The following is a 24,987-nucleotide window of genomic DNA, read 5'->3' on the forward strand; positions in this document are numbered from 1 at the left end:
GCCCCGATGGCGCGGTTGAAGGCCCTGATGCGGATGACCGCCGTCCGATTGTCGGCGGTCTATTTCCTGCTGTTCTCGGTCGCCGCCGTGATCCTCGTCTTCTATGTCACCGCGACGGCGTCGAGCATTCTGCAGAACCAGAGCCGGGCGGCGATCAACGAGGAAATCGGCGAGATCGCGCAGATCTACGATGCCGCCGGCATTGCCGGGCTGGTGCGCACCATCGACCGTCGCGCACGCCAGCCGGGCGCCTCGCTCTACCTCGTCACCGACGCCACCGGGCGCATTCTCGCCGGCAATGTGGAGAGCTTGCAGGCGGGCGTCCTCGACGAGGGCGGCTTTACCGAACAGCCCTTCGGCTATGAGCGCTTCGCCGACGATCCGGGCGACCGCTACCATCTGGCGGTGGCGCAGGTGGTCAGCATGCCGAACGGCATGCGGGTGCTGGTCGGCCGCGACCAGACCGAGCAGGAACGCTTCCGCCAGATCGTACGCAGCGCGCTGATCCTGGCCTTTGCGCTGATGGGGGCGGCGGCGCTGTTCGCGTGGTTCCTCGTTGGACGGCAGGCACTGCAGCGCCTCGACCGCATGTCCGGGGCGAGCGCGCGGATCCTGGCCGGTGACCTGACCGAACGCCTGCCGGTGACCGGCACGGGCGACGAGTTCGACCGGCTGTCGGACAATCTCAACACGCTGCTTGCCCGCGTCGCCCTGCTGCAGGAGGGCCTGCGCCAGGTCTCCGACAACATCGCCCACGATCTGAAGACGCCGCTGACCCGCCTGCGCAACCGTGCCGAGGCGGCGCTGTCGGCCGATGTCGACGCCGCCGGCACGCGCACCGTCCTGGAGGGGATGATCGCCGAGGCGGACCAGATGATCCGCACCTTCGACGCGCTGCTGATGATCTCGCGGGTCGAGGCGGGATCGCATCCGGTGATCAAGACCCGCGTCGACGTCGCCGGGATCGTGGCGGATGTCTGCGAACTCTACGAGCCGCTCGCCGAGGAAGCCGGCGCGACGCTGGTCTTTGTGCCGAGCCCGCCGGTGCAGGCCTCCGTCAGCCGCGAACTGATCGCCCAGGCCCTGTCGAACCTGATCGACAATGCGCTGAAATACGGCGTTGCGGATGGCGGCGGCGCCAGGATCGCCGTGCGGCTCGAACTGACCGATGGCGTCTGCCGCCTGTCGGTGTCGGACGACGGTCCCGGCGTGCCCGCCGACCAGCGCGAGCGCGTGCTGGAGCGCTTCTACCGCCTCGACCAGAGCCGTTCGCTGCCGGGCTCCGGCCTCGGCCTGTCGCTGGTCCAGGCGATCGCACGGGTGCATGGCGGACGTCTCGCGCTTGAGGATGCGGCGCCGGGCCTTAGAGTGGTCCTGGAGTTTCCTCAGGATGGAAAGACGGTCGCCGATGGCGAAACAGGACACGGCGCAAGAGCATGACAGCGGTCTGGGCATCGGCGGCGACATCGCCCCGACGCCGCTCGATCCCGGCAAGGCGGAGGCGTGGCTCACTGACCTGAGCAAGGCGGCGGCGGCGCAGGATCTGACGCGGCTCGGCGAATTTCTCGCGCGGGGCGGCCCGGACGTGGCGCGGCTCGGCGCGGTGCTCGACCTCTCGACCTATCTCAACACCCAGATGCTCCAGCACCCCGAATGGCTGGACGCGCTGTTCGACGCGCCGGCGCGTGAAAGAATTGCGCAGCGGATCGGCGAACTGCGCGACATGGAGGTGGCGGAGCAGGGCGAGACGGCGCTGATGGCGACGATCCGCCTGATCAAGCGCGAGGTCTCGCTGCTGATCGCGCTGCGCGACCTGTTCGGCGCGGCGAGCGTGAAGGAGACCACCGAGGATCTGTCGCAACTGGCCGAAGCGGCGGTCGCGACGGCGCTGCGCTTCTGCCTGATCGCGGCCCACAAGAGCGGCAAGATCGCGCTGCCCGACCCGGCCGACCCGGAGGCCGGATGCGGGTTGTTCGTCCTCGGCATGGGCAAGCTGGGCGCGCGCGAACTGAACTATTCCAGCGATGTCGACCTGATCGTGTTCTTCGATCCCGAGCAGTCGGTCGCCGCCGATCCGACCGAATCGGTCGACACCTTCTCGCGCATCGTGCGGCGGCTGGTGCGGATCGTCGGCGAGCGGACCGCGGACGGCTATGTCTTCCGCACCGATCTACGGCTGCGGCCCGACCCGGGCGCGATGCCGCTGGCGATCTCCACCGATGCGGCGATGAGCTATTACGAGGGCTCCGGGCGCAACTGGGAGCGCGCCGCGATGATCAAGGCCTGCACCATCGCCGGCGACCGGACGGCGGGCGAGGCGTTCCTCCAGGAGCTGACGCCCTTCGTCTGGCGCAAATATCTCGACTTCGCGGCGATCGCCGACATTCAGGCGATGAAGACCCGCATCGATCGCCATCGCGGCTTCGACGACATCGCCGTGGGTGGCCACAATGTGAAGCTCGGGCGGGGCGGCATTCGCGAGGTCGAGTTCTTCGTCCAGGCCCAGCAGCTCATCGCCGGCGGACGGGCGCCGCAATTGCGCAGCCGGCGCACCGACGAGGCGCTGCACGAGCTGGCCGAGGGGAGCTGGATCACCGCCGATACGGCCCGCGACCTCCTCGAGGATTACTGGTTCCTGCGGCGAATCGAGCACTGCATCCAGATGGTCGCCGACGAGCAGAGCCACACGCTGCCGGAGGACGAGGAAGGGCTGGAGCGCATTGCGCGGCTGGCGGGGTTCGACGGTCGCGAGGCCTTCGCCGAGGCGCTGCTGTCGCATCTGCGCCGCGTGGACCGGCATTATACGAGCCTGTTCAACGACGGCCGCGAGCGCGATGCGGGAGAGGGCGAGGAGGCGGTCTCCAAGCGGCTCCTGTCCAGCGAGGACGATCCCGACGCGCTGGCACGGCTGAAGGAGCTGGGCTTCGCCCGGCCGGAGGACGTCGCGCGGATCGTGCGCGGCTGGGGGTTCGGCCGCTACCGCTCGACGCGGTCGGAGACGGCGCGCGAGCGCCTGGCCTCGGGCCTGCCGATGCTGCTGGCAGCCTTTTCCAACGCCAAGGACCCGGACGGGGCGATCGCCGCCTTCGACACGTTTCTGGCGGGATTGCCGGCGGGCATCCAGTTCTTCTCGCTGATCGCCTCCAACCCCCGCATCCTCGATCTTCTGGCGCTGATCATCACATCGGCTCCGGCGCTGCGCGAGACCATCGCGGCGCGCCCGCATGTCTTCGACGCGTTGCTCGACCCGGCCTTCTTCGACGAGGTGCCCGAGAGCGCGATGATGGAGAAGCGGCTGGCGAGTTTTCTGTCGGAGGCGAACGGCTATGAAGACATTCTGGCACGGCTGCGGATCTTCGCCTCCGAACAGCGTTTCCTGGTCGGTGCGCGCCTCCTCAGCGGCGTCGTCGATGTGGGGGAGGCGGGGCCGGCCTTCTCCAACATCGCCAATGTGGTGCTGGACGCCACGCTCAAGGCGGTCGGCGACGCCTTCGCCGAGAAGCATGGCCGGGTGCCCGGCGCACGGCTGGCGCTGCTCGGCATGGGGCGGCTGGGCAATTGCGAGCTGACCGCCGGCTCCGATGTCGACCTGATCCTGCTCTACGACCACGACCCGGATGTCGAGGAATCGGACGGCGACAAGCCGCTCGCCACGGGGCTGTATTTCGCCCGGCTGACCCAGCGCCTGATCGCGGCGCTGACCGTGCAGATGCGCGAGGGCATCCTGTACGAGGTCGATTTCCGCCTGCGTCCGTCGGGCAACATGGGGCCGCTGGCGACGCGCATCGATTCCTTCCGCCGCTACCAGGCGACCGACGCCTGGACCTGGGAGCGCATGGCGCTGACCCGGTCGCGGCCGATCGCCGGCGATCCGGAGTTCCGCGACGAGGTCGGCCACACCATCTGCGACATTCTCGGCGAGGCCCGCGACGAGGCCATGACCAGCCGCGACGTGGCCGACATGCGGGCGCGGCTCGACCGCGACAAGCCGCCCAAGGGCCCGCTCGATCTGAAGCTGATCCCGGGCGGCCTGATCGACCTGGAGTTTCTGGCGCAATGGGCCTTGCTGACCGGGCGGGCCGATTCCGATCTCGTCGGCAGCCCGACCGTGTCTGTCCTTTCCGCCGCCGATCTCGCCGCCGTTGATGCCGACGGAGCGCCGGTGGACCTGCCGGGCGCGATGCGGACCTATACGTCGGTCATCCAGATCCTGCGGCTCGGCCCGACCGGGGTCGAGCGGATCGAGGATCTGCCGCCCGGGCTGGCCGACCGGCTGACGCGGGCACTGGGGCTGGAGGAGCCGGGGGAAGTGGCGCCGCTGCTCGCCAGGACGGCGGCACGGGTGCGGCACGCCTTCAACACGCTGCTGCCGGTCTCCGGCGAGGACGAGACGGTGCCGGCCGATGCCGCGACGGCGGCGCAAGGGGGCTGACGACGTCCTTCGTCCTGTCAGCCGCGCGGATGCGTGACCGCCTGGCTCCCTAGCGTGGACTGATCTTCGCAGGGCTGTGGGCGCGGTCGTGCCGTCGCGGCGTCGCCGCGCGAGGCGTCAGGCGACGGCGGTCTGGTCGAGGGCTTCGGTCTGTGCCGGGGCAGGGGTGAGCGGCAGGCGGATGGCGACGATCGTGCCTTCGCCGACCTGCGAGCTGATCCGCATGCGGCCGCCCTGCAGCGCCACCAGCGAGCGGGCGATGGCGAGGCCGAGACCGGTGCCCTTGTTGGTGCGGGTCAGCTCGTTCTCGATCTGCTCGAAGGGCTTGCCGAGGCTCTTCAGCGCGGCGCGGGGAATGCCCATGCCGTTGTCGGCGATGGTGATCAGCGCCGCGTCGCCGACCGTGCGCAGCTTCATCTTCACTGTGCCGCCATTGTCGGTGAACTTCACGGCATTGGACAGGAGGTTCAGCACGATCTGCTTGGTCGCGCGGCGGTCCACCGTCAGCTCCATGCGCTCCGGCACGTCGGCATTGAGGCGGATGGCCTTCTGGTCGGCCTGGACCTCGATGATCTTGCCGGTCTCGGTGGCGATCTCGCTGAGGTCGACGGTTTCGTGGTTCAGGACCAGGCGACCGGCCTCGATCTTGGCCATGTCGAGAATGTCGTTGATCAGCTTCAGCAGGTAGTGGCCGCTCTGGTGGATGTCCTCGGCGTACTCGCCGTATTTCGGGCAGCCGATCGGGCCGAAGGTGCCCTGGCGCATGATCTCGGAGAAGCCGAGGATGGCGTTGAGGGGCGTGCGCAGCTCGTGGGACATGTTGGCCAGGAAGGTGGTCTTGGCGCTGGAGGCCGTCTCGGCGCGCTCCTTCTCGGCGGCGTAGTTCTGGTTCATCTCGGTGAGCTGGACCGCCTTGCGCTCGGCGTCGCGCCGGGCGATCGACAGATCGTCGATGACGGCCATCAGCCGGCGCTCGGAATCCGACAGGCGGGCCTGATGCAGCTTGAGCTGGGTGACGTCGGTGCCGATGGAGACGAAGCCGTCGTCGGCGGTGCGGCGCTCCGACAGGAGCAGCCAGCGGCCGTCGGGCAGCAGCGCCTCGGAGGCGCGCTCGCCGCTGGCGAAAGTCGGGCTGGTGACGGCATGGCTGTCGATCGGCTTGCGGGCCTTGGCCATGACGGTGGCCAGCGGCGTGCCGCGGGCGACGTCCGCCTCGGTCAGGCCGAAGGTCTCGCGATATTTGGAATTGCACAGGACCAGGCGATCCTGGCTGTCGCACAGGACGAAGGTCTCGGAGATGTTCTCGATGGCGTTGTTCAGCTGGGTGTTGGCCTCGTCGGTGCGACGCGCCAGTTCCTGCTGCTCGGACACGTCGACGGCCACGCCGATCAGGTGGACCTCGTTCTCGGCGGTGCGCGACACCTCGGCGCGGGCCCGCAGCCAGACATAGCTGCCGTTGCGGTGGCGCATGCGGAAGACGCGGTCGAGGCTGGTGATCTTGCCGGCGGCGACCTGCCGGGCGACCTCGAACAGGCTGCCGTCGTCGGGATGCATCAGCGGCGCGATGTCGCCGAAGGCCAGGACGCTGTCCCTGGGGCAGAGGTCAAGAATTTCGTACATGGAGCGCGACCAGTACATGCGGCCGCGCGCGATGTCCCAGTCCCAGAGCCCGCAATGACCGCGCGACAGGGCGGTATCGACCCGCTGATGGGTTTCCAGATACAGCGCGTCGGCGTCCTGGGCCCGCGTCGCCTGGCGGAAATAGGCGTAGAGCACGACCAGCATGATCGTGGAGGTCAGCGCGAAGAGCGTGACGTTGACCGAGACCGAATGGCGCCATTCGGACAGAAGGTCGGTCTCGCGCTGGACGAAGGTGAGGATGCCCTGATTGTCGGCAAGGCGGGCGCTGGCGACGAGGGCCGGTTCGCTGCCGAAGCGGGTGTCCTGCACGCCGGCGCGCTCGCCGAACATCAAAAGTTCCTGATGCTCGCCGATCAGGCGCTTGAGGTCGCCGCCGACGAGGTTCTCGAAGCCGGGCATGGCCGCGACGATCATGCCGTCACTGTCGCTGACCACGGCGAAGCGGCCGTGGCGCAGGAGTTCGGCGGGCAGGGCGCTGGCCAGCAGATCCGCCGCCAGCGCGACACCGTCGCCATCGGCCTCGATGGCGTGGCTCTCGGCGCGCATCAGCGCGGTGGCGATGGTCAGGTCGCGCACGGCGCCTTCTTCCAGTGCCATCCGCTCCTCGACGAGGGTCGCCAGGCGGATGACCGCCGCGAGCGCCAGGAAGGAGACGATGAGGATGGGGATCGAGCGGCGAAGCGCCTTCTCGGAGCGCAGAAGCTGTCGGTAGGCCGGGGCCGCCAACATCTTGGCGTGTCCAGCGATTTCCGTTCGCGCAGTCAGCAGGGCCTCGAATCGGGACAATAGTCCCCCTGCCGGCGCGTTGGACGCGTCCGCTCGCATGCTCACCCCTCGTAAACCGCATCTTAACGATCAGGAACGCCGCCGATCCGAATCATTACCAATTGAGCAAATGCGAATCACCTTGTCCAGCGTGGAATTGCGGCAGAATCTGGGAGTCAACGAATTGACGAGTCATTTCAAAGACCTTCCCAAGATATCTCCAAGATCCGTCGAAAGATGTTCAGTCTCAAGCAGTTGCCGCAGAGTCGTTTCGGCCTGCTCGCGGCGGGTCGGCTCGAAGCTGCGCCACGAGCGGAAGGTGGTCGCGATGCGCGCGGCGATCTGCGGATTGAGGCGGTCCAGCTCGACCAGCCGCTCCGCCACCCAGCGATAGCCGGCGCCGTCGGGGCGGTGGAAGGCAAGCTGGTTGCCGGCCGCGAAGGTGCCGATGACGGCGCGCACGCGGTTCGGGTTGCGCATGGAGAACTTTGCGTGGCCGGTGAGGGCGATCACCGTCTCCAGCGTCTCGGGCCGGGGCACGGTCGCCTGCAGGGCGAACCATTTGTCGAGCACCAGCTCGTCGGTCTCGAAGCGCCGGTAGAAATCGTCGAGCGCGGCCTGCGACGCCGCGGCATCCGGGAAGCGATGGACGAGGATGCCGAGCGCTGCGAGGCGGTCGGTCATGTTGGAGGCGCTGGCATATTGCGCCTCGGCCGCCGCCGGGTCGTTCGTGGCGGCGGTCAGATAGGCGAGCGCCGCATTGGCGAGCGAGCGCCGGCCGGCGCTTTCGGCGTCGGGGGAGAAGGCCTGGACCGTCGCCATCTCGGCGGCCAGCCGCTCGAAGACCTGGACGCCGGCGGTGCCGATCGCCCGGCGGGCGGCGTCTACCACGTCGTGGACGATCTGCGGGTCGACGTCGCGGCCGAGCATGCGCGCCACGTCCGGTTCGGCCGGCAGGGCCAGGGCCTGGGCCCGGAAAGCGGGCTCCAGCGCGGGATCGGTGGCGGTGGCCAGCACCGCGTCGACGATCTCCGCCGGCAGCGGCGAGGCGGTTGCCGCCCCGCCCGCGCGGCAGGCACGCACCATCGCCTCGCCGAGGAGATCGTTGAGGACGCTCCAGCGGTTGAAGAGATTGGGATCGAGCCGTGCCAGTGCCAGCCGGTCGGCTTCGCTCTGGGCGAAGTCGAGATTCACCGGGGCTGAGAAGTCGCGCAGGATCGAGAGGTAGGGGCGCTCGCCGAGATTCTCGAAGACCAGCGTCGTCGCGGCCTCGGTCAGGTGAATGACGTCGCCCTCGACGTCCGGGCCATGGGTCGGCACGGCGTCCTTGTCCTGGCCGTTGGAGCCGACGAGGCCGAAGCGGACCGGGATATGGACCGGATCGGTCCTCGTGCCGGCGGCGCCCTCGTCGAGCGACTGGCGCAGGGTGAGGGTCAGCCGGTCGGCGCCGGCGTCGTAGTCCTCGCGCACCGACAGGGTCGGGGTGCCGGCCTGGTTGTACCAGACGGCCAGATGCGAGAGGTCAACGCCCGTGGCCGCCTCGAAGCAGGCGAGATAGTCCTCGATCGTCGCGGCGTCGCCGTCATGGCGCTCGAAATAGAGGTCCATCCCCTTCCGGAAGCCATCCTCGCCGAGGATGGTGGCGAGCATCCGGACGATCTCGGCGCCCTTGTCGTAGACGGTGGCCGTGTAGAAGTTGTTGATCTCCTTGTATTCCGTCGGCCGGACGGGATGCTGGAGCGGGCCCTGATCCTCGGGGAACTGGTGCGCCTTCAGGCGCCGGACCGCGCCGATGCGCTGCACCGTGGCGGAGCGCTCGTCGGCGCTGAATTCCTGGTCGCGATAGACCGTCAGGCCTTCCTTCAGGCAGAGCTGGAACCAGTCGCGGCAGGTGATGCGGTTGCCGGTCCAGTTGTGGAAATATTCGTGGGCGATCACCGTCTCGACGCCGGCATAGTCGGTGTCGGTCGCCGTCTGCGGATCGAGCAGCACGTATTTGTGGTTGAAGACGTTGAGGCCCTTGTTCTCCATCGCGCCCATGTTGAAGTCGGCGATGGCGACGATGTTGAACACGTCGAGGTCGTATTCGCGGCCGAAGCGGCGCTCGTCCCAGACCATCGAGCGCTTCAGCGCGTCCATGGCGTAGCCGGCCTGCCCGGCGCGGCCCTTCTCGGTGTAGACGGCGAGTTCGACCGGCTTGCCGCTGGCGGTGGTGAAGGGTTCGCGGATGGAATCGAGATCGCCGGCGACGAGCGCGAAGAGATAGGCCGGCTTGTTGAACGGGTCGTCCCAGACGGCGTAATGGCGGCCGTCGCCGAGATCACCGCTCTCGGTCGGGTTGCCGTTCGACAGGAGGACCGGGGCGGCGGTACGGTCGGCCTCGATGCGGACCCGGTAGGGCGCCAGCACGTCGGGGCGGTCGAGGAAATAGGTGATGCGGCGGAAGCCCTCGGCCTCGCACTGGGTGCACCAGATGCCGTTGGAGCGGTAGAGCCCCATCAGCTTGGTGTTCTCTTCCGGCACGATGCGGGTCGCGATGTCGAGAAGGAAGCGGTCGCGGGCCGGGGCCTGGCGGATCGTCAGCCGGTCGGGCGTCGCCGTATAGGCATCGGCCTCGAGCACGGCGCCATCGAGGGCAAGGCCGGTCAGGGCCAGCTCGTCGCCGTCGAGCACCAGCGGCGCATCCTCGGCCACGCCCTCGCGGCGCTCCAGCACCAGCCGCGTGTCGATCTCGGCCCGGCCTTCGAACAGGCGGACCGTCATGTCCACGCAATGCAGGATGAAATCGGTCGGGCGATAATCTTCCAGCCGGATCGTCTGGCCGTCTTCACTGCGCAGCATGGGCTTCCCTTTCCTGATTTTCCCGGCAGTTAGACCGGAAACCGCAGATTGCCAATCGCGTGCGGCGGAGGGGCACATGCGGCGGGCCGGCAACCTCCACCCTCGACGGGCTGCGCCGGAAGCAATAAGTGGTGTTTAAGACCATTGTGGCCGACCCTCCCGTTGCGAACGGGTCCTGTCCACGGCGATCGGTTCGCGTCGAAGGAGCTTTCCCATGAACGTCATGACCCCAAAGTTTGGCCTCGGCGCGTCGGTGCTGCGCAAGGAAGACGACGCCTTCATCCGGGGCGAGGGCCACTATACCGACGACGAGACCCGCGCGGGCCTGCTGCACGCCGCGGTGGTGCGCTCGCCGCATGCCCATGCCCGCTTCACCATCGGCGACCTGGAAGCGGCGCGCAGCGCGCCGGGCGTGCGCATGGTGCTGACCCATGCCGACATTGCGGAACTCGGCGAAGTGCCCTGTCTCGCCAGCCCCAAGCAGGTGGGCGGCGACCCGTTCCAGCCCCATGACGCGCCGGTTTTGTGCCGCGACACGGTGCGCCATGTCGGCGACGCGGTCGCCTTCGTCGTGGCGGAGACGGCGATCCAGGCGCGCGACGCGGCCGAACTGGTCGAGATCGACTACGACGTGCTCGACGCGGTGCCTGACCTGGCGGCGGCCAAGGCCGGCCATGTCCTCGCCTGGGACGATCGCGACGGCAACATCGCCGGTCACATGCATGAGGGCGACCGGGAGAAGACGGAGGCGGCCTTCGCGCAGGCGGCGCATGTCACCACCCTCGACCTCGTGCAGAACCGCCTCGTCTGCAACTACATGGAGGTCCGTTCCTCGGTCGGCGAATATGACGCCGAGAGCGAGCGCTACACGCTGACCACCGGCAGCCAGGGCGTGCACGGCATGCGCGACACGCTGGCGGCGCGCGTCCTGAAGGTCGGCAAGGACAAGATCCGCGTCGTCACCCGCGACGTCGGCGGCGGCTTCGGCACCAAGGCGTTTCTGTATCGCGAGCACGCGCTGGTGCTGGTCGCGGCGCAGCGGCTGGGCCAGCCGGTCAAGTGGACCGCCGACCGCACCGAGCATTTCGTCACCGACGCCCATGGCCGCGACAACATCGTCAGGGGCTCGATGGCGATGGACGCCGACGGCCGGTTCCTGGCGCTGAAGATCGATCTGCACGCCAATCTCGGCGCCTATGCCTCGCAGTTCGGGCCGATGATCCCGTGGTTCGGCATGTCGATGGCGACCGGCCTCTACGACATCCCGGCGATCGACGTGGATTGCCACCTCTATTATTCCAACACGGTCCCGGTGGACGCCTATCGCGGCGCCGGGCGGCCGGAGGCGGCCTATCTGATCGAGCGGCTGGTGGACGAATGCGCCATCGAGCTCGGTCTCGGGCGCGACGAGATCCGCAAGCGCAACTTCATCCGCTCCGACCAGCTGCCCTACCGCACCCCGATCGGTCGCCTGTACGACACCGGCGATTTCGCCGGGCATCTGGACGCCGGCCTGCGGCGGGCGAACTGGGCCAGCTTCGAGACCCGGCGTGAAGCGGCCCGCAAGAACGGCAAGCTGCGCGGCATCGGCTTTGCGACCTATGTGGAAGCCTGCGCCTTCCCCGGCTCCGAGCCGGCCTATGTGGAACTGACGCATGAGGGGCGGATCGAGTTGAAGATCGGCACCCAGACCAACGGGCAGGGCCATGCCACGGCCTATGCCCAGTTCGTCGCCGAGGCGCTGAAGCTGGACTACGACCGGATCGACGTGCGCCAGGGCGACACGGACGAGACCCCGACCGGCGGCGGCACCGGTGGTTCGCGCTCCATCCCGCTGGGCGCGGTGTCGGTGCGCCGGGCCAGCCAGTCGCTGGCCGAGAAGCTGAAGAAGCTGGCCGCCGACGAACTGGAAGCCGCCGCGACGGACATCGAGCTGGAAGGCGGCGAGGCGCGGATCGTCGGCACCGACCGGGCCATCGATTTCGCCGCGCTGGCGGCGGCGGCCAAGTCCGACGACGATCGCAAGGCGGTCGGCGAGTTCAAGCAGGACGAGGCGACCTATCCGAACGGCACCCATGTCTGCGAGGTCGAGATCGACCCCGAGACCGGCATGACCGAGCTTCTGTCCTACACGATCTGCGACGATTTCGGCGTGACGGTGAATCCGATCCTTCTGGCCGGCCAGATCCATGGCGGCGTCGCGCAGGGCATCGGTCAGGCGCTGATCGAGAACGCCGTCTATGACGAGACCGGCCAGCTGGTGACCGCCAGCTTCATGGACTACGCCATGCCGCGGGCCTGGGACTTCCCGTATTTCGACTTCCAGACCCGCAACGTGCCGTCCACCACCAATGCGCTCGGCATCAAGGGCGCCGGCGAGGCGGGAACGATCGGCGCGGCCCCGGCGGTGATGAATGCCGTCGTCGACGCGCTGCGGCCGGCGGGCGTGGCCCATATCGACATGCCGGCGACGCCGCTGCGGGTCTGGGAAGCGCTGCAGGCCGCCCGCTAGGGCCCTTAAACGTCGCCCGGCTGTCCGTGAGATGCTCAGCCGGGCGATGACAGAAACGCGTGATCGACGATGCCGGCGCCTGCAAAGGGGTGCGGCGGTCTGAGGGGACGAATGCCACAGGTGCCTGGCGACGCGGCCTCGCCCAATCCGATGCTCGGCATCATGCTCAAATGCATCTCCGTCGTGGTCTTCGTCGGCATGCAGACCTCCATCAAGGCGGGGGCCCAGGGCATTCCGGCCGGCGAGATCGTGTTCTTCCGCTCGTTCTTCGCGCTGGTGCCCGTCGTCATCTATCTCGCCTGGCTCGGCGATCTGCGCACGGCGCTGACGACCGACCATCTCGGCGGCCATGTCTGGCGCGGCGTCATCGGCGTCACCTCCATGGGGTTCGGCTTCTTCGCCCTGACGCGGCTGCCCTATCCCGAATGGATTACCATCACCTATGGCGCGCCGCTGCTGACCGTGGTGTTCGCCGCGATCTTCCTGAAGGAGGTGGTCTGGCTCTACCGCTGGTCGGCGGTGCTCGTCGGGCTGATCGGCATCATGGTCGTGACGCTGCCGAAACTGTCGCTCGGCAGTGACGGGCTGGCCGATGGCGAGGCGATCGGCATTGCCGCGGCGATGGTCTCGGCCACCGTGGCCGCCATCGCGATGATCCAGATCCGCCGGCTGGTCCACACCGAGAAGACCGCCACCATCGTCATCTATTTCTCGCTGACCTCGTCGGCGCTGGCGGCGCTGTCGATCTTCTTCGGCTGGGTGGTGCCAACATGGGAGCAGGCCGGCTTCCTGATCCTCGCCGGCCTGTGCGGCGGCGTCGGCCAGCTGCTCCTGACCGCCTGCTACCGCTATGCCGACACCTCGACCATCGCGCCCTTCGAATACACCTCGCTGATCCTCGCCATCATCATCGGCTATGTGATCTTCGACGAGGCGGCGAGCGGCACGACGATCCTCGGCGGAGCCATCGTCGTGTCGGCCGGCATCTTCATCATCTGGCGCGAGCACCGCTTGGGCCTGGAGCGCTCGCGGGCCCGCCGCGTCACCCCGCCGACGGGCTGAAACGCCCGCCGGCGCAGGCCCGCCCGCCACCCGCGCGCCTTCACAGTGGCGTGTCATCGGCTTGTGACCTTGCCTGATTATGCGATGCTGGAACCGTTCCAAAAGTTGGACGGTGCCGGATTTCGCAAGATCAGGGGGCGTCGATGAACGAACATGCAAGCCGTGCGGTATTCCGCACCAGCCAGCTCGAAGAGGCCGATGGCGACGGTCTGAACCCGACCGACAACCGCACCATGGGCGACGTGATCGCGACGCGCTTCTCGCGCCGCGACTTCCTGCGCGGCTCGATGGCTGCCACGGCGATCGCCGCCACGGTGAGCCCGCTGGCGCTGATGGCCGCCGACGAGGCCCATGCCGAAGGCGCCGCTGGCTCGAAATTCGACTTCACCGAGGTCGAGGCCGGCGTCGACGAGATGCACCACATCGCCGAAGGCTACGATGCCGACGTGCTGCTGCGCTGGGGCGATCCGGTGTTTGCCGATTCACCGGAATTCGATCCGGCGAACCAGACGCCGGAAGCCCAGGCGCGCCAGTTCGGCTACAACAACGACTATGTCGGCTTCATCCCGATCGACGGTTCGTCGGAGCATGGTCTGCTCGTCGTCAATCACGAATATACCAACGAACACCTGATGTTCCCGGGCATCGTGAAGGTCGAGGGCGACAAGCTCACGGTCGCCGCGGCCGACCAGAAGCGCGTCGACATCGAGATGGCGGCCCATGGCGGCACCATCGTCGAGATCCGCAAGGAGAACGGCAAGTGGCAGGTGGTGACCGACGGCGCCAGGAACCGCCGCATCACCGCCGGAACCGAGATGGAGCTGCGCGGCCCGGCCGCCGGCCATGCCCGGCTGCAGACGACAGCCGATCCGTCCGGCACCAAGGTGTTCGGCACCATCAACAATTGCGCCGGCGGCGTCACGCCGTGGGGCACCTACATCATGGCCGAGGAGAACTTCCACGGCTATTTCGTCGGCGAACTGCCGGCAGATCACCGGGAAGCACAGAATTACGAGCGCTACGGCGTGCCGGACGGCAGCTACGAATGGGGCAATTTCCACGATCGCTTCGACGTGTCGAAGGAGCCGAACGAGCCCAACCGCTTCGGCTGGATCGTCGAGGTCGATGTCGAGGACCCGAACTCGGTGCCGAAGAAGCGCACCGCGCTCGGCCGCTTCAAGCATGAAGGCGCCGAGTCCATCGTCGCGGCGGATGGTCGGGTGGTGTTCTATCTCGGCGACGACGAGCGCTTCGACTATGTCTACAAGTTCGTCACTGCGGGCACCTACAATCCCGACGACCGGGCCGCGAACATGGACCTTCTCGACGAGGGCACGCTCTATGTCGCCAAGTTCGAGGACGACGGCTCGCTGACCTGGATGCCGCTGGTCTTCGGCGAAGGCCCGCTGACCGCCGAGAACGGTTTCGAAAGCCAGGCCGACGTGGTCATCGAGACCCGGCGCGCGGCCGATCTTCTCGAGGCGACCAAGATGGACCGTCCGGAGGACATCGAGCCGAACGGCACCAATGGCCGCGTCTACGTGATGCTGACCAACAACACCAAGCGCGAGGAGGCCGATGCCGCCAATCCGCGCGCCAAGAACGCCTTCGGCCACATCATCGAGATCGCCGAGGACGGCGGCGACTTCGCCGCGACCAAGGGCACGTGGGAAGTCCTTTTGAAATGCGGCGACCCGTCGGTCGCCGATGTCGGCGCGACCTTTTCCACGGAAACGACGAAGAACGGCTGGTTCGGCATGCCGGACAATTGCGCGGTCGATGCCGAGGGCCGGCTGTGGGTGTCCACCGACGGCAATTCGCCGAAGGCGACGGGCCGCACCGACGGCCTCTTCGCCGTCGACACCGAGGGCGCGGCCCGCGGCACGTCGAAGCTGTTCTTCCGCGTTCCGGTGGGCGCCGAGATGTGCGGTCCGCTGATCCTGCCGGACATGCAGACGGCCTTCGTGGCGGTCCAGCACCCGGCCGATGGCGGCGAGGACTGGGAAGGCTTCGGCCGGCCGTCCTATTACGAGGATCTCTCCACCCGCTGGCCCGACTTCAAGGACGACATGCCGGTGCGTCCGTCGGTGGTGGCCATCACCAAGCAGGGCGGCGGCCGCATCGGCTGACCGCCGGACAGGTCCGAAACGCGAAACGGGCGGCCATCACGGCCGCCCGTTTTCGTTTGTGTGGGTGCAAGACCCGGAGGCGTTCGACAGGTCCCGCTTTCGCGAAGGGCGCGGATGATCGCCCGAGGCCGGGGAGGGAGCTGGCGTCCGCGTCTTGTGCTCAGATGCCGCCGGCCTTGTCGTCCGGCGGGGTCACCGGTTCGGCCGGACGCGCGGTGGCGGCATCGCGGTCGGTTCGGTCGGCTGCTGCCTCAGCCTCTGCTGCTCTCTCTGACTCGGCACTGGCCTGCGCCGCTTCTGCTTCTGCTTCCGCCTCCGCTTCGGCACTGGCCATTGCCTCGGCCGCCTCGGCCTCGTCGCTGGCGGCGAGTTCCTCCTCGGCGGTGATCGAGGCTTCGGCGCGCGGATCGAGCGTGAAGCTGGTCGGCGTCTGGGTGCGGGCCAGCGGCACGGTCTGGAAGTCCGCCCGCTCGTCCACCGGCAGCGCCTCGCGGCGGTAGGTCCGGTAGTAGGAATAGGCGGCATAGGCAACGGCCGAGGTGCCGACGGCCTGGAACATGCCTTCAGGGCCGAAGCTCTCCATCAGGAATGCCGCATAGATCGGGCCGATCATCGTGCCGACGCCGTAGAGGATCAGAAGGCCGCTGGAGATCTTCACGAAATCCTCGTCGGCGGCGTAGTCGTTGGCATGCGCCACGGCCAGCGAATAGGACGGGTAGACGATGCCGCCGAGGATGAAGGCGACGACGAAATAGACCGTCGCGCCCCAGGGCATGACGTCGACATAGACGCCGAGGACGGCGGCGATGAAGCCGATCAGCCCGGCTGCGGTCATCACGTAGCGTCGGTCCATCCGGTCGGAGAAGCGGCCGAGCGGCACCTGGAAGACGATGCCGCCGGCCATGGCGACGACGACGAGGGTGGCGATCTCGGTGGTCGACAGGCCGATCTTCTGGCCGAACACCGGCGCCATGTTGTTCCAGCCGCCGGACATGATGCCGGCCAGGAGCACGCCGACGGCCGCGACGGGCGAATTGCGGAAGATCAGGCCGACATCGATCTTCACGCTGGTCAGCGGCTTCGGCGAGGCGGCGCGCGACAGCGCCGTCGGGATCACCGCCAGCGCGAACAGGATCGCGCAGAGCATGAAGGGAATGGTCAGCTCGGGCTGGCTGAGCGGCATGACGTACTGGCCGCCCATCATCGCCGCCATGGTGACCACCATGTAGATCGAGAAGACCTTGCCGCGGCTCTCGTTGGTGACCCGCTCGTTGAGCCAGCTCTCGACGACCATGTAGGTGCCGGCCAGCGCGAAGCCGGCCATGGCGCGGAAGACGATCCAGGCCAGCGGGTCGATGAGGACGCCGCTGAGGAGCACCGAGATCGCCAGGAGGGCGGCGAGGCTGGCGAAGGTACGCACATGGCCGGCGCTGCGCACGATCACCGGCATGACGAAGCAGCCGACCGTGAAGGCGATGGCGTAGGAGGTGCCGAAGGCGCCAATCTGGTAGCTCGACCAGCCCTCGATCGAGCCGCGCACCGGCAGGAGAATGCCCATCAGACCGGCGCCGGCCATCAGGAAGAAGGTCGATGCGAGCAGTGCGGCGATCGGCAGGATCTGCAGTGGCATGGGACGGCCCTGGAACGGTGTGGTCGATGCGGCGCGTTGCCTCGCGGGCAGAGCTAGGCGTTTCGGACCGATTTGGCGAGTGCCTTTTCGCCGCCGATTCGTGCGGCGGCCCGGTCCCGCGTCAGCCCGGCGTCGATTTCTGCGCCAGACGCTCGCGCAGGGCGATCAGGTCGCGCCAGGCGAGGCGCTTCTGGGCCGGCTGGCGCAGCAGATAGGCCGGATGCAGCATCGCCACCGCGTCGATCGCGTCGCATTGCTCCAGCCCGAAGCTGTAGGTCGTCCAGCGGCCGCGCACCCGCAGGATGCCCTCCTGCGCCCCCAGGATCGCCTTGGCCGAGGGCGAGCCGAGGCAGACCAGGATCTTCGGCGCCACCAGTTCGATATGGCGCTGGACGAAGGGCAGGCAGATCTGCGTTTCGGCCGGCGTCGGCGGGCGGTTGCCGGGCGGGCGCCAGGGCACGGTGTTGGTCACCCGCACCGCCTCGCGCTCGAGCCCGATGGATTCCAGCATGCGGTTGAGGAGCTGCCCGGAGCGGCCGACGAAGGGCACCCCGGCGGTGTCCTCCTCGCGGCCCGGCGCTTCGCCGACCAGCATCACATCGGCGGTCTCGCTGCCGTCGCCGAACACCGTCGAGCGGGCCGAGATCCGCAGATTGCAGCCGTCGAAATCCTCCAGCGCGGCCCGCAACTCGGCCAGGGTCGTCGCCGAGCGGGCGCGTTCGCGGGCATCGGCGACGGCGATATCGTCGGGCACCGCGATGCGCGGCGAGGGGAAGCCGGGCTCCTCGGCCGGCTGCGGCGTCCTGGCCGGGGCGGCCCTCGTCTCCTGTGCGGGGCGCGGGGCATCGCCGGACGCTGCCGGGGTGGCGCCCGCCGGCGGGCCGCGCCGGGCCTTGCGGGCGGCGATCTCGGCCTGCGTCTCGGCAAAGCGGTCGCGCGCGGCCTCGCCGGTCACCGCATCGACGCCGGCGGCGCGGTACCATTCGAGGAGGGCGATGGCCGCCTCGCGGTCGATGGGGTGGGGCTCGGCGTTCATGGCCATTCCCTAGCCGATTTTTCCGCGCGGCGCGACGGCGGCGTCAGTGTCCGAGCGACTGGGAGAACAGGTTGATGACGAGGACGCCGCCGACGATCAGCGCCAGGCCGAGAAGGGCCGGCAGGTCGAGGGTGACGCGGAACCAGAGGATGTCGATCAGGGCCAGCAGCACGATGCCGGTGCCCGACCAGATCGCATAGACGATGCCGACCGGCATGGTGCGCAGCGGCAGCGACAGGAAGTAGAAGGCGAGCACATAGGTCGCCACGGTGACCAGCGAGGGTGCGAGCCGGGTGAAGCCTTCGGTGGATTTCAGGGCGGTGGTACCGACGATCTCGCAGAGAATCGCGATGCCGAGATAGAGCGCGTTCAAGCCGGTCTCCTTGTGTCGGGCCGGTGCTGTCTGATCCGCCCGCGGGCGGCGCGTCAAGGGCCGGGGACGTCCGCGACGATCCGCACGACGCCGGCTGTTTGACGGAAAGGTCAATCAGGCTAGAACTCGTCCAAACAGGCCCGTGCCCTAGTCTTGGAACGACGGCACACGGTGCGAATGTGTACGAGGATGCGCGGCATCTGCCCGCGCCACCGAAAGGACCCAGAGACGATGAGCGATACCGCCAGCCAGACCGAGACCCTGCCCGAACGCGAGTCGATGGAATTCGACGTGGTGATCGTCGGCGCCGGGCCGGCGGGTCTGTCGGCGGCGATCCGGCTAAAGCAGATCGATCCGGAGCTCTCCGTCGTGGTCCTGGAGAAGGGCGCCGAGGTCGGCGCCCATGTCCTGTCCGGCAACGTGCTCGATCCCTCGGCCCTCGACATCCTCTTGCCGGAATGGCGCGAGGAAGAGACGCCGATCAAGACCAAGGTCACCGACGACCGGTTCTATCTCTACGGCGCCAGCGGCTCGCTCCGCCTGCCCAATGCGCTGATGCCGAAGCTGATGAACAATCACGGCAATTTCGTCGTGTCGCTGGGGCTCGTGTGCAAGTGGATGGCCGAGAAGGCCGAGGCGCTGGGCGTCGAGATCTATCCGGGCTTCGCGGCCTCCGAGATCCTCTACGACGAGAGCAATGCGGTGATCGGCGTCGCCACCGGCGACATGGGCGTTGCCCGCACCGGCGAGCCCGGCCCGATGTATCAGCGCGGCATGGCGCTGATGGGCAAATACGTGATGATCGGCGAGGGCGTGCGCGGCTCGCTGGCCAAGCAGCTGATCCGCGGCTACGGCCTCGACGAGGGCCGCGAGCCGGGCAAGTTCGGCATCGGGCTGAAGGAATTGTGGGAGATCGATCCGGCCAAGTCGAAGCCGGGCCGGGTCCAGCACTCCTTCGGCTGGCCGCTCGACAGCGGCACCGGCGGCGGCTCGTTCCTGTACCACCTGGGCGAAAACCAGGTCTATGTCGGCTACGTCGTCCACCTGAACTACAAGAACCCGTATCTGTCGCCCTTCGAGGAATTCCAGCGCTTCAAGACGCATCCCGACATCGCCGAACTCCTGGAAGGCGGCAAGCGCATCGCCTATGGCGCGCGCGCCATCACCGAGGGCGGCTGGCAGTCGGTGCCGAAGCTGGTCTTCCCGGGCGGCGCGCTGATCGGCTGCTCGGCCGGCTTCGTCAACGTGCCGCGGATCAAGGGCGTCCACAACGCCATGACCTCGGGCATGCTGGCCGCCGAGAAGGCCGCCGAGGCGATCAAGGCGGGGCGCGCCCACGACGTGCTGTCGGCCTATGACGACGAATGGCGCACGTCGGCGATCGGCCGCGACCTGAAGCCGGTGCGCAACGTCAAGCCGCTCTGGTCGAAATACGGCACCCTGCTCGGCATCGGGCTGGGCGGCCTCGACATGTGGACCAACTCGCTGTTCGGTTTCTCGTTCTTCGGCACCCAGAAGCACGGCAAGCCCGACCATGCCTGCCTGGAGCCGGCGGCCAAGCATAAGAAGATCGACTATCCCAAGCCCGACGGTGTCCTGACCTTCGACAAGGTCTCCTCGGTGTATCTGTCGAACACCAATCACGAGGAGGACCAGCCGGTCCATCTGCAGGTCAAGGACCCGCAGCTGCAGCACGATTCCGAATTCGCGGTCTATGCCGGCCCGTCGCAGCGCTACTGCCCGGCCGGCGTCTACGAATGGGTGCAGGAGGGCGGCGAGGAGAAGTTCGTGATCAACGCCCAGAACTGCGTCCACTGCAAGACCTGCGACATCAAGGACCCGAACCAGAACATCAACTGGGTGCCGCCGCAGGGTGGCGAGGGGCCGGTCTATCAGGTGATGTAGGAGCCGCGTCTCGCTGACCTGCGCAGCGTTGCACGTCGTGTCGTGAAGGGGAGACCGCCATGCGCCTGGCTTTGCCGCTGATCCTCCTGGCCCTCCTGCTGGCGCTGCCGGCGCGCGCCGACGACGCCTATGATGCGTGCCTGCGCGAGGCCGATGCCAGCATGCGGGAGATGGGGGACTGCGGCGGTGCCTGGATCGAGCGCGAGGATGCACGCCTCAACGCGGCGTGGCAGGCGCTCCTGGCGGAGCTTCCCGAGGAGAGCCAGCCGATGCTTCGCGACGAGCAGCGGGCGTGGCTCACCTACCGCGACAAGAGCTGCCTGTTCTACCTGGATCCGGCGAATTACGGTTCGATCGGCCGGCACCTGTCCTATCCGTCCTGCCGGGCTTTCGTCATCGCGCAACGGACACAGGCGCTGAACGAGATCCTGGTGTCGGTCGCGCCGCAGTAAGGGGGCATTACAGGATCCCCGAGGCCACCAACGATCCGAACCAGAGCATCAACCTGGTGCCGCCTCAGGGCGACGAGTGCCCGGTCTATCCGATAATATCGAAGCCGGAACGGCCGCAGAGCTACAGCGCGGCGGCCAGCGGGGTATCCGGGGCGGCCGGCGCCGGGGCCGGCAGGCTGAAGGTCGCGGCGATCGGCAGGTGATCGGAGGCGGTGGGCGCCAGCGTGCCGAGCTGCCGGACCACGATGCCGGGTGTCGCCAGCACGTGGTCGATCGGCAGGCCGATATAGGGCGCCAATGCTCCCGGCAGGGCGCGCAGGAGCCAGGTGAAGCCGATGCCCGTCGTCGGTGTCGTGCCGCTGGCCGCCGCATAGGTTTCCAGTGCGGCGCTCCACGGCGCGGCGTTGAAGTCGCCGGCGACCAGCACCGGGCCGCGGAGCAGGCCCAGCGTCTCCTGCAGTTCGTCCAGCTGGCGCCAGTGGCCGAAGGGCCAGGGCCATTGCAAATGCTGGGAAACGATGGTCGCGACGGTGCCGTTGAAGTCGATGCGCCGCGCGGCGAAGCCGTTCACCACGTCGCAATATCCGGCCTCGTCGACGAAGGGGCGCTTCGACAGGATGGCGACGTTGCCCTGCGCGAAGGGGCCGCTGCAGTAGAACTGATGCGGATAGGTGGCCGACAGGGTTTCGAGCCGCGCCTGCCAGTCGCGCCCGGTTTCCTGCAGCGTGACGATGTCGGGCGCTTCGGCGGCGATCCGGCGGATGGCCTCGGCCGGCTCGGCGACGTCGTAGCGCAGATTCATCTGCAGCAGCCGATAGGCCGGCCGGCCCTCGACGGCGTCGGCGGCCATCGGGGTGCTGTCCGGCAGGACATAGGGCGCCACGGTCGCGAAGCCGGCGAGGGCTGCGGCGAGTGCCGCGGCGCCGGCGATGCGCGGGATGGCCGGGCCGGCGATCAGCGCGGCGATGCCGACGAGCAGGGCGGCGACCGACAGATGGGCGCGAAAATGCCCAACGGAATCGAAGGCGGCGACGCGATCGCCGAAGAAGCCGGCGACGATCGCCACGGCGCAGGCCAGCGCCAGGGCCGCGAGCGTCCACCGCAGCCAGCGGCGACCGCCGGTTCGCCCACGCGCCGGCGGGTCTGTCGTTCCGGTCCCTGCCATGGTGTCTACTGGAACGCCGTCTCGAAGAAGGAGCGCAGCTTGCGCGAATGAACCCGCTCGGAGGGCAGTTCGGACATCAGCTCCAGCGCCCGCATGCCGATGCGCAGATGCTGGGCCACCTGCCGCTTGTAGAATTCCGTCGCCATGCCCGGCAGCTTCAACTCGCCATGCAGCGGCTTGTCGGAGACGCAGAGGAGGGTGCCGTAGGGCACGCGGAAGCGGAAGCCGTTGGCCGCGATGGTCGCCGATTCCATGTCGAGGGCGATGGCCCGCGACTGGGACAGCCGCTCGACCGGCTCGCGATGGTCGCGCAGTTCCCAGTTGCGGTTGTCGATGGTGGCGACCGTGCCCGTGCGCATGATCTTCTTCAGCTCGTAGCCGGACAGGCCGGTGACCTCCTCGACGGCCTTCTCCAGCGCCACCTGCACTTCGGCCAGCGCCGGGATCGGCACCCAGACCGGCAGGTCGGCGTCGAGGACGTGATCCTCGCGCACATAGGCATGGGCAAGGACGTAGTCGCCCAGCTCCTGGCTGTTTCTGAGGCCGGCGCAATGGCCGAGCATCAGCCAGGCATGGGGGCGCAGCACGGCGATGTGGTCGGTGATCGTCTTGGCGTTGGACGGGCCGACGCCGATATTGACCATGGTGATGCCGTGGCCGTCGGCGCGCTTGAGGTGATAGGCCGGCATCTGCGGCAGCCGGGACGGGGCGACGCCCTGATGCGGCTTGGCCTCGCCGGGGCTGGTGACGACATTACCCGGCTCGACGAATTCGACATAGCCATCACCGCCACGCATCATCATCTCGCGCGCCATCATGCAGAATTCGTCGATGTAGAACTGGTAGTTCGTGAACAGGACGAAGTTCTGGAAATGCGCCGGATGGGTCGCGGTGTAGTGCGACAGCCGGTGCAGCGAATAGTCGACGCGCTGGGCCGTGAAGGGCGCCAGCGGCATTTCCTCGCCGGGGCCGGTCTCGTGGTTGCCGTTGACGATGCGGTCGTCGGTGGCTTCCAGATCGGGCACGTCGAAGACGTCGCGCAGCGGCCGGTCGAGCCGCTCGGCCATGCTGCCGTCCACATAGGTGCCTTCGCCGAAGGCGAAATGCAGCGGGATCGGCGTGGTGGAATCGCCGACCAGCACCGGCTGGCCGTGATTGCGGATCAGGAGCGCGATCTGGTCCACCAGGTAGCGCTCGAACAGGTCCGGCCGGGTCACCGTCGTCGCGTAGCGGCCAGGGCGCGGCACATGGCCGAAGGCGAGGCGCGAATCGACCCGCGCATGGGTCGTCGTGGCCAGCGAGATTTCCGGATAATAGGCGCGGTAGCGATGGTCGAGATCGCCATCCTTCAGCACCGCGTCGAAGCTGTCGGACAGGAAGGCGACGGAGCGGCCATAAAGGCGGATGACTTCCGCGACGGCCTCCTGCGCATCCCAGTAAGGGCGGCGTTCGGCGGTCTCGGGGGTGACGATGCGGCTCTCGGCCGGGGCGGGAACGATCTCGGTCATGCCCCTGTCTAACCGGCTGTCACGGCAGCGAGAAGACGCCGGGTCTCAAAATCCGCCGGTGGTGTTCTGCAGAACGATCGGATCGCGGACCAGCGGGCAGACGATGCCGCGGCGATAATCGCAATCGTCGCCGGTCAGGGATCCGAAGGCGCTGCCGGGGCGCTCGCCGATGTCCTGCACCAGGAAGCTCAGGACAGTGCCGATCCCGGCGATCAGGACCGTCAGCGCGGTCATTCGTGTCATCATGGTGCCGCCCTACAGCATTTTCGCCACAATTGCACATGGCGCTGAAGCGAGGCTGACACGCGCCCGGCTCGGATGGCCGGGCGAGAGTGGGTGCGGAGCCGCAGACGGGGCGAGTGTTGGTGCGCGGCGGCGGTCGGTTGTTGGTGCCGGTCAGGCGGCGCGGCTCAGAGCTTCACCCAGGTCTGGGTCTTGCAGAAGATCTTGAGGGCGCAGCCGGTGAGCTCCAGCTTGCCGCCTTTGACCACGGCATTGCCGCTGTAGGTGCGGTCGTCGCGGGGGTCGATCACCTCGCCCTCGTAGTCGGCGCCGCTGCCGGTCATGCGGCCGACGGACTTGCCCTTGTGCTGGCCGGAGATCACTTCGGCGCAATAGGCGCCGCCGCAGCTCGACACCTGCACGATGCCGCCACCCGGCGCGCGCCATTTGCCGACGATGGGCTCGGCGGCCCATGCGGAGGTGCCGAGCGCCATGGCGGCGGCGGCTGCGATGAGGATCGTCTTCATGGCGGGCTCCGTGGTCTGTTCAGGATCGAACAGACAGAACGCCGCTGCCGCGCCAAGGGTTGCGCAGCCGATATGTCGCCATCGATGACGGACCGATGCGGGCCGGTACGCGCCAAGTGGTTCGCGGAACGGGCGGGCAGGGAGGCCTGCCCACCCGGCCGGATCAGAGGCGGGTGAGGCTCTGCGAGCGGCAGATCAGGCCGCCGAGGACGCAGCCGGACACCGACAGCGTGTTGCCGGACAGCGCGCCCTTGCCGGAATATTCCTTGCCGCCCTTGGTGTAGTCGGTGACCGTGCCGGCATATTTGCCCTTGCCGGTCGGCTGCATCTGCCCGAAGGTTTTCCCCTTGTGGGGGCCGGTCGTGTAGGTCAGGCAGAAGGCGCCGCCGCAGCTGGTGATCTTGGCATTGTAGCCGGACGGCATCTTCCAGTTGCCCTCGATCGGATCGGCGTGCGCGATGCCGCCCATGCCAAGGCCGAGCACGGCCGCCAGTATCAGTCGCTTCATGTTCTCGCTCCCCATCAGGGCAAGCCGGCGTCCTCCTCGACACCGTGACGCTTCCCTTCACGTAAGAGTAAACGAGACGCCGCAAATGGCAATGCTGGCGCGCCTGCCGGATGGGCAAAATCGGCGATGGGCACCAGGGCGGAAGATCTGCCGCAGAGGCATGGAATGCGAGTGTACGGTTAGCAATGGGTGAATCTTCCGAAACGGAAGCGGTCCGTCCTCAGATCGGATTGTCCCGAAGGTTCATGGGCTTGAGCGCGTTTTCCCGAACCAAATGCT

General features: G+C 68.0%; 17 protein-coding genes. 7 read left to right on the forward strand and 10 right to left on the reverse strand.

Translation table 11 applies throughout. From position 1 onward, the window contains the following. Window positions 1-6 precede the first annotated feature (6 nt). Together J3367_RS03365 and J3367_RS03370 are read left to right on the forward strand one after the other, a co-directional pair. Complete coding sequence (locus tag J3367_RS03365) at window positions 7-1,440, forward strand: sensor histidine kinase (RefSeq protein ID WP_024348711.1); 1,434 nt, start codon at window positions 7-9, stop codon at window positions 1,438-1,440. Beyond that, the gene (locus J3367_RS03370; RefSeq protein ID WP_024348710.1) at window positions 1,409-4,432 is read left to right on the forward strand and encodes a bifunctional [glutamine synthetase] adenylyltransferase/[glutamine synthetase]-adenylyl-L-tyrosine phosphorylase; all 3,024 of its coding nucleotides are present in this window, start codon (window positions 1,409-1,411) and stop codon (window positions 4,430-4,432) included. The genes J3367_RS03365 and J3367_RS03370 overlap by 32 nt, the downstream gene beginning before the upstream one ends. 117 nt (window positions 4,433-4,549) lie before the next feature. Here the strand turns inward: J3367_RS03370 and J3367_RS03375 are convergent, their stop codons facing one another. Together J3367_RS03375 and pepN are read right to left on the reverse strand one after the other, a co-directional pair. Continuing rightward, window positions 4,550-6,802 carry a PAS domain-containing sensor histidine kinase gene (locus J3367_RS03375; RefSeq protein WP_244495448.1) on the reverse strand — a complete coding sequence of 751 codons (2,253 nt, stop codon included), beginning with the start codon at window positions 6,800-6,802 and terminating at the stop codon, window positions 4,550-4,552. A 228-nt stretch (window positions 6,803-7,030) separates the two neighbouring features. Then, the gene (pepN, locus tag J3367_RS03380; protein WP_192844239.1) at window positions 7,031-9,679 is read right to left on the reverse strand and encodes an aminopeptidase N; all 2,649 of its coding nucleotides are present in this window, start codon (window positions 9,677-9,679) and stop codon (window positions 7,031-7,033) included. Between the two features lie 214 nt (window positions 9,680-9,893). Here pepN and J3367_RS03385 point away from each other — a divergent pair, with 214 nt between their 5' ends. From J3367_RS03385 to J3367_RS03395, 3 genes are all read left to right on the forward strand, one after another. Then, window positions 9,894-12,191, forward strand: coding sequence for a xanthine dehydrogenase family protein molybdopterin-binding subunit (locus J3367_RS03385; protein WP_024348707.1), 2,298 nt, complete (start codon window positions 9,894-9,896; stop codon window positions 12,189-12,191). 111 nt (window positions 12,192-12,302) lie between these two features. Continuing rightward, window positions 12,303-13,253: a DMT family transporter gene (locus J3367_RS03390; protein ID WP_035694397.1), complete on the forward strand. Its 951-nt coding sequence runs from the start codon at window positions 12,303-12,305 to the stop codon at window positions 13,251-13,253. A gap of 143 nt (window positions 13,254-13,396) precedes the next feature. Then, on the forward strand, window positions 13,397-15,382 hold the full coding sequence (locus J3367_RS03395) for a PhoX family protein (protein WP_024348705.1): 1,986 nt from the start codon (window positions 13,397-13,399) through the stop codon (window positions 15,380-15,382). 160 nt (window positions 15,383-15,542) lie between these two features. Here J3367_RS03395 and J3367_RS03400 read toward each other — a convergent pair whose 3' ends face one another. The 3 genes from J3367_RS03400 to J3367_RS03410 form a co-directional block, all read right to left on the reverse strand. After that, window positions 15,543-17,012, reverse strand: coding sequence for an MFS transporter (locus tag J3367_RS03400; protein ID WP_024348704.1), 1,470 nt, complete (start codon window positions 17,010-17,012; stop codon window positions 15,543-15,545). 121 nt (window positions 17,013-17,133) lie between these two features. Next, window positions 17,134-18,054, reverse strand: a complete 921-nt coding sequence (locus J3367_RS03405) for a uracil-DNA glycosylase (RefSeq protein WP_024348703.1) — start codon at window positions 18,052-18,054, stop codon at window positions 17,134-17,136. A gap of 37 nt (window positions 18,055-18,091) precedes the next feature. Continuing rightward, window positions 18,092-18,421, reverse strand: a complete 330-nt coding sequence (locus J3367_RS03410; RefSeq protein ID WP_024348702.1) for a DMT family transporter — start codon at window positions 18,419-18,421, stop codon at window positions 18,092-18,094. A gap of 231 nt (window positions 18,422-18,652) precedes the next feature. Between J3367_RS03410 and J3367_RS03415 the strand changes: the two genes are divergently transcribed. Next, a complete protein-coding gene (locus J3367_RS03415; RefSeq protein ID WP_024348701.1) occupies window positions 18,653-20,326 on the forward strand; it encodes an electron transfer flavoprotein-ubiquinone oxidoreductase in 1,674 nt (557 codons plus the stop codon). Between the two features lie 59 nt (window positions 20,327-20,385). Next, the gene (locus J3367_RS03420) at window positions 20,386-20,778 is read left to right on the forward strand and encodes a lysozyme inhibitor LprI family protein (RefSeq protein WP_024348700.1); all 393 of its coding nucleotides are present in this window, start codon (window positions 20,386-20,388) and stop codon (window positions 20,776-20,778) included. 121 nt (window positions 20,779-20,899) lie between these two features. Here the strand turns inward: J3367_RS03420 and J3367_RS03425 are convergent, their stop codons facing one another. The 5 genes from J3367_RS03425 to J3367_RS03445 all read right to left on the reverse strand — a co-directional run bounded on the left by J3367_RS03425 (window position 20,900) and on the right by J3367_RS03445 (window position 24,708). Continuing rightward, a complete protein-coding gene (locus tag J3367_RS03425; RefSeq protein ID WP_024348699.1) occupies window positions 20,900-21,943 on the reverse strand; it encodes an endonuclease/exonuclease/phosphatase family protein in 1,044 nt (347 codons plus the stop codon). Window positions 21,944-21,948: 5 nt separating this feature from the next. Continuing rightward, window positions 21,949-23,451, reverse strand: coding sequence for an AMP nucleosidase (locus J3367_RS03430; protein WP_024348698.1), 1,503 nt, complete (start codon window positions 23,449-23,451; stop codon window positions 21,949-21,951). Window positions 23,452-23,496: 45 nt separating this feature from the next. After that, the gene (locus tag J3367_RS03435; protein ID WP_155898338.1) at window positions 23,497-23,694 is read right to left on the reverse strand and encodes a hypothetical protein; all 198 of its coding nucleotides are present in this window, start codon (window positions 23,692-23,694) and stop codon (window positions 23,497-23,499) included. A gap of 167 nt (window positions 23,695-23,861) precedes the next feature. Next, on the reverse strand, window positions 23,862-24,200 hold the full coding sequence (locus J3367_RS03440) for a DUF2147 domain-containing protein (protein ID WP_024348696.1): 339 nt from the start codon (window positions 24,198-24,200) through the stop codon (window positions 23,862-23,864). Window positions 24,201-24,363: 163 nt separating this feature from the next. After that, on the reverse strand, window positions 24,364-24,708 hold the full coding sequence (locus J3367_RS03445; RefSeq protein WP_024348695.1) for a DUF2147 domain-containing protein: 345 nt from the start codon (window positions 24,706-24,708) through the stop codon (window positions 24,364-24,366). Window positions 24,709-24,987 lie beyond the last annotated feature (279 nt).

Origin of the sequence: Aurantimonas sp. NFXS3, from assembly GCF_049132005.1 — a bacterium.
GTDB lineage: Bacteria > Pseudomonadota > Alphaproteobacteria > Rhizobiales > Rhizobiaceae > Aurantimonas > Aurantimonas coralicida.